2 tRNA genes and 3 rRNA genes are annotated in these 6,515 nt (G+C 44.0%); all 5 read right to left on the bottom strand.

Annotated features, from left to right (window positions below):
* Positions 1 to 7 precede the first annotated feature (7 nt).
* Positions 8 to 123, bottom strand: a 5S ribosomal RNA gene (gene rrf, locus LS67_RS09255).
* Positions 124 to 648: 525 nt separating this feature from the next.
* Positions 649 to 3,531, bottom strand: a 23S ribosomal RNA gene (locus LS67_RS09250).
* A 358-nt stretch (positions 3,532 to 3,889) separates the two neighbouring features.
* Positions 3,890 to 3,965, bottom strand: a tRNA-Ala gene (locus LS67_RS09245).
* A gap of 167 nt (positions 3,966 to 4,132) precedes the next feature.
* Positions 4,133 to 4,209, bottom strand: a tRNA-Ile gene (locus LS67_RS09240).
* A gap of 126 nt (positions 4,210 to 4,335) precedes the next feature.
* A 16S ribosomal RNA gene (locus LS67_RS09235) occupies positions 4,336 to 5,992 on the bottom strand.
* Together the 16S, 23S and 5S rRNA genes with 2 tRNA genes alongside form the textbook arrangement of a ribosomal RNA operon.
* Between the last annotated feature and the right edge of the window lie 523 nt (positions 5,993 to 6,515).

Raw genomic sequence — 6,515 nt, 5'->3', positions numbered from 1 at the left:
TTCCCTATCCCTGCATCGACCTACATTCCCACACTTGAAAAGTGCAGTATCATCGGCGAAGAGAAGCTTAACTGCCAGGTTCGGAATGGAGCTGGGTGTTGCCTTCTCTCTATAGACACAAGAAAAAGGGAAATAAAGATAAGATAGGCTAGATTCTAAAAACTTTAAGAATCTAAGGCTTAAAGTCTAAAGCATTAACTCTCTAAAAAGCTTATGCCTTTAGCCTCATTACCCTAGCAAGCAATAAGCCCCTTCTAGACAATCTCTTGTTTATTAGTTTATTCATAAGCTAAGATGCTAAGCTTGTAAAGCTTAGAGACTTAACATTTTTCTTGCCTAGTCTCTTTATTATTCTTTTTATGCAATGTTTTTAAATCATAAGATGTAAAGCTATCATTGCATTAAGCTCTGCTTATCCTTATTTCCATTTTTCTTTACGACTTGCTTTAAAGTAAAGAGAGAAATTATAATATTTGCTGTTTTATACTCTCTTTTTAGATTCTAAACATTGCTAGAATCCTTCAAAGCTCGCTTTATGTAAAGTATTGTAAAGCCTTAGTAATCTCTACAACCACGCTTTTATCTTATGTTTAGAATCTCATCTCTTTAAGACTTAAGACTCCCATACACTCAATAAGGCAGTATCTTAGAAAAAAGCCAAGCGGTCTATTAGTAGTAGTCAGCTAAACACATTACTATGCTTACACATCTACCCTATCAAGCAGCTAGTCTTGCTGCGACCTTCAGGGAAAGTTCATCTTGGAGTTGGCTTCCCGCTTAGATGCTTTCAGCGGTTATCACATCCACGCGTAGCTACCCAGCGATGCTCTTGGCAGAACAACTGGTACACCAGTGGCGTGTCCATCCCGGTCCTCTCGTACTAGGGACAGCTCTCCTCAACTTTCCTACGCCCACGGCAGATAGGGACCGAACTGTCTCACGACGTTCTGAACCCAGCTCGCGTACCGCTTTAAATGGCGAACAGCCATACCCTTGGGACCTGCTCCAGCCCCAGGATGCGATGAGCCGACATCGAGGTGCCAAACCTCCCCGTCGATGTGAGCTCTTGGGGGAGATCAGCCTGTTATCCCCGGGGTACCTTTTATCCTTTGAGCGATGACCCTTCCACACAGAATCACCGGATCACTATGACCGACTTTCGTCTCTGCTTGACTTGTTTGTCTTGCAGTCAGGCTGGCTTATGCCATTACACTCTTCTTGCGATTTCCAACCGCAATGAGCCAACCTTTGTAAGCCTCCGTTACTTTTTAGGAGGCGACCGCCCCAGTCAAACTACCCACCAGGCATTGTCCTACTTGAGGATAACTCAAGCTAGTTAGCAGACAGAAACATTAAGGGTGGTATCTCAACGATGGCTCCATCTCCACCAGAGTGAAGACTTCAAAGCCTCCCACCTATCCTGCGCATAATGCTCCCATCGGCAGTGCCAAGCTGTAGTAAAGGTCCACGGGGTCTTTCCGTCTTGCCGCGGGTAGGAGGAATTTTCACCTCCACTACAATTTCACTGAATCCCTGGTTGAGACAGCTCCCATCTCGTTACGCCATTCATGCAGGTCGGTATTTAACCGACAAGGAATTTCGCTACCTTAGGACCGTTATAGTTACGGCCGCCGTTTACTCGGGCTTCAATTCAACGCTTCGCATTGCTGCTAACGGATCCTCTTAACCTTCGAGCACCGGGCAGGCGTCACACCTTATACTTCCTCTTACGAGTTTGCAAAGTGCTGTGTTTTTGGTAAACAGTCGGGAGGGACTCTTTGCTGAGACCACATTGCTGTGGCACACCTTATCGCGAACTTACGGTGCTAGTTTGCAGAGTTCCTTAACCAGAGTTCTTTCACGCGCCTTAGAATACTCATCTCATCTACCTGTGTCGGTTTGCGGTACGGGCAACATAAGCTAAACTTAGAGGCTTTTCTTGGCACGACGGCGTCAGTAGCACTCCAATTGATCCGAAGATCGCTTGAAGCTATTGGAGTTTCAAATACAGAGGCGGATTTGCCAATCCTCCAATCTACACTCTTAAGTTAGCACTTCCATCAGCTAACGCTACTTAGCCCTATGCGTCCCCCCATCGCACACTTATGTTGGTATGGGAATATTAACCCATTTGCCATCGACTACCCCTTTCGGACTTGTCTTAGGACCCGACTAACCCTACGATGACGAGCATCGCGTAGGAAACCTTAGATTTTCGGCGAAGTGGATTCTCACCACTTTTATCGCTACTCATTCCTGCATGCTCACTTCGCATCGCTCCAGCACTCCTTACCGGTATGCCTTCAACGCTGATACGAACGCTCTTCTACCACTGTGCATCAGCACAATCTACAACTTCGGTGTCTATCTTAGCCCCGTTATATTTTCTGCGCAAAATCACTAGACCAGTGAGCTGTTACGCTTTCTTTAAAGGATGGCTGCTTCTAAGCCAACCTCCTGGTTGTCTAAGTAACTTCACATCATTTTCCACTTAGAATAGAACTTTGGGACCTTAGTTGGTAGTCTGGGTTGTTTCCCTCTTGACGATTGATTTTATCACCCACCGCCTGACTCCCAAGATACGGTAATAGGTATTCGTAGTTTGACAGGGGTTGGTACCGCGGTGAGCAGCCCTAGCCCAATCAGAGCTCTACCCCCTATTACTATCACTTGAGGCTATACCTAAATATATTTCGAAGAGAACCAGCTATCACCAAGTTTGTTTGGCCTTTCACCCCTATCCACAGCTCATCCCAGCCCGTTTCAATGGGCACGAGTTCAGTCCTCCATAAGCTATTACACTTACTTCAACTTGGCCATGGATAGATCACTTGGCTTCGGGTCTGCAGCATCTGACTAAACGCCCTTTCAGACTCGCTTTCGCTACGGCTTCGCGTTTGCTTAACCTCGCCAGATACCACAACTCGCAGGATCATTATGCAAAAGGCAGTCCATCACCCTGATAAATCATAGGGCTCTGAATGATTGTAGGCAAATGGTTTCAGGTTCTATTTCACTCCGCTCACTGCGGTTCTTTTCACCTTTCCCTCACGGTACTTGTTCGCTATCGGTGTGATAGGAGTATTTAGGGTTGGAGAGTGGTCTCCCCTGCTTCAGCCCGGATTTCACGTGTCCTGACCTACTCTGGATACTGCTACCTAGCAATCTCTTTTCGCATACGGGACTATCACCCTCTATGATTATCCTTTCCAGAATATTCTGCTAAAAGATTGCAGTGGATATTGCAGTCCTCAACCCCCAATGCAAGCATTGGGTTTGCCCTCTTCCCCGTTCGCTCGCCGCTACTAAGAGAATCTCGTTTGATTTCTTTTCCTCTAGCTACTGAGATGTTTCACTTCGCTAGGTTCGCTCCATTAAAGGTAATACCTATCTCTAGGTATTGGGTTGCCCCATTCGGAAATCTACGGATCAAAGCTTCTTGACAGCTCCCCGTAGCTTATCGCAGTCTAGTACGTCCTTCATCGCCTCTATCACCCAAGGCATCCACCATTTGCCCTTACAAGCTTTTACTTCTAAGGATACTGCCTTATTGAATGTATGACAAACAATAAAACAATATATCGCGTAATTGTAGTTAATTACTATTTTAGGCTTTAACAATAAGTTTTCAAATAACACTTAGACTAAAGTCTAATGCAAAGTTTAAGAACCTTTTTGCTTCTGCTTAATTCCTTGTTTCTAAGCTTACAAGCTTTAAGCCTTGCATTAAACTTTTTTGTCTCTCATCATCACACAATCGCATACATAAAGCTAAATATGAAAGATAAATCCTTAGATTCTATAACTTCATAAAAAACTTATGCAATCTCTGTATAAGACTTTATGGATTTATATCAATCTCTCACATTGCAACTTAAGATTCTACAAGTGGTGGAGAATAGCGGGATCGAACCGCTGACCTCCTGCGTGCAAAGCAGGCGCTCTCCCAGCTGAGCTAATTCCCCAAGAGAACTATTAAATTAGAATCTAATCTCTCTAATAGTTTGATAATTTTAAAATTAGTTATCTTTGATGAAAAAGTGCTGATTATTGTCTTTGAAAGGGATTACCAAGTAAGTAATGACTAAAAAAACAATGAGGAATCAGTGCTTTATCGCAAAAAGAACAATTTTGGTGGGCTTAGGAGGACTTGAACCTCCGACCTCACCCTTATCAGGGGTGCGCTCTAACCACCTGAGCTATAAGCCCCTTAAGCTTACTATTTAAACTGCTATTTTGGAGATCCCTGAAAACTAAGCAAGTCCATTGAGTATTTTATTCTCTCTTCAAATACAGAGTTGGTTAAAACAAGCGAATGTTTTAACATATCTCTAGAAAGGAGGTGATCCAACCGCAGGTTCACCTACGGTTACCTTGTTACGACTTCACCCCAGTCGCTGCATCCGCCGTGGGCGGTAACCAATTTAGTATCCCGACTTAAGGCGAATACAACTCCCATGGTGTGACGGGCGGTGAGTACAAGACCCGGGAACGTATTCACCGCAACATTGCTGATTTGCGATTACTAGCGATTCCAGCTTCATGTAGTCGAGTTGCAGACTACAATCCGAACTGAGAGACATTTTAGAGATTTGCTCCACCTCGCGGTATTGCTCCTCATTGTATGCCCCATTGTAGCACGTGTGTAGCCCTAGGCGTAAGGGCCATGATGACTTGACGTCGTCCTCACCTTCCTCCTCCTTACGAAGGCAGTCTCCTTAGAGTGCTCAGCCGAGCTGCTAGCAACTAAGGACGAGGGTTGCGCTCGTTGCGGGACTTAACCCAACATCTCACGACACGAGCTGACGACAGCCGTGCAGCACCTGTTTTCAAGCTCTGGCAAGCCAGCACTCCACTATCTCTAGCGGATTCTATCAATGTCAAGCCTAGGTAAGGTTCTTCGCGTATCCTCGAATTAAACCACATGCTCCACCGCTTGTGCGGGTCCCCGTCTATTCCTTTGAGTTTTAATCTTGCGACCGTACTCCCCAGGCGGAATGCTTAATGCGTTAGCTGCATTACTGCCCTGACAAGCAGGGCAACAACTAGCATTCATCGTTTAGGGCGTGGACTACCAGGGTATCTAATCCTGTTTGCTCCCCACGCTTTCGTGCATGAGCGTCAGTAATGTTCCAGTAGGTCGCCTTCGCAATGAGTATTCCTCTTGATCTCTACGGATTTTACCCCTACACCAAGAATTCCACCTACCTCTCCCATACTCTAGAGTGATAGTTTCAAATGCAGTTCTGTAGTTAAGCTACAGGATTTCACATCTGACTTACCACCCCGCCTGCGCACTCTTTACGCCCAGTGATTCCGAGTAACGCTTGCACCCTCCGTATTACCGCGGCTGCTGGCACGGAGTTAGCCGGTGCTTATTCGTGAGATACCGTCATAATCTTCTCTCACAAAAGGAGTTTACAATCCTAAAACCTTCATCCTCCACGCGGCGTTGCTGCTTCAGGGTTTCCCCCATTGAGCAATATTCCCTACTGCTGCCTCCCGTAGGAGTCTGGACCGTGTCTCAGTTCCAGTGTGTCCGATCACCCTCTCAGGCCGGATACCCGTCATAGCCTTGGTGAGCCATTACCTCACCAACAAGCTGATAGGACATAGGCTGATCCTTTAGCGGAGACTCTTAAATATACCCCTAGAATATCTTTAAATTCAAAAAATTCATCGTGTTTGAATGCGTCAAATTGTTTTGACTTATTTTTATAAGCCTTCTACAATTTTCCTTTTCACTCACGCGACTTCTTGTTTTAAAAATACTCTAGGAGCATATTTAAGAGTCCCTTTCCCCCGTAGGGAGTATCCAGTATTAATCACCGTTTCCAGTGGCTATCCCAGACTAAAGGGCACATAACCTATGCATTACTCACCCGTGCGCCACTAATCCACTTCTAGCAAGCTAAAAGCTTCATCGTTCGACTTGCATGTATTAGGCACGCCGCCAGCGTTCACTCTGAGCCAGGATCAAACTCTCCATAAAATGCTTCACATTAATCACTAAATAAATGTGATTGCTTTGATAAGTTTGTCCTTCATCTCTTAGTGTTTCTTTATCACAAAGACTAGAGTTTATAGATTCTATTATGCTATTTTTGCTTTATTAAAGTAAAAATAGATTCTAAAATCTCTCAAAGTCATATTTGAGTTATTAAGAATTGAACTAAGAAATACAAGTTTTTATTGTCTTTACTCTTATTAAAAGATTAAGAAATAAAATACTTCATTTTCTTGCTTAGATGTCAAAGATCATACCAAATATAACCAGCAAAAACAGCTTTAAGCTCATCTTAAAAGCTAATGCAAACATTGATTATATTGATAAAGAACAACCATAAGAAATAACCCTTAGTATCTTTGATGCAGTTTTTAAACATAAGTCTATGCTCTCAATGTTTATGATAAACAAAAAAGCTCATACATTTGCTAAACCTACAAGAAGAGACAGAAGCTCAATCAAATGGGAGTGAAATATTACAAAAGCGAGGCTTAAAGTGGGCTTAATA

Source organism: Helicobacter sp. MIT 03-1616, from assembly GCF_000765685.2.
Taxonomy (GTDB): Bacteria; Campylobacterota; Campylobacteria; order Campylobacterales; family Helicobacteraceae; genus Helicobacter_C; species Helicobacter_C typhlonius.
The sequence above is the reverse complement of the archived record's forward strand: the minus strand, read 5'-3'. Positions and strand labels throughout refer to the sequence as shown.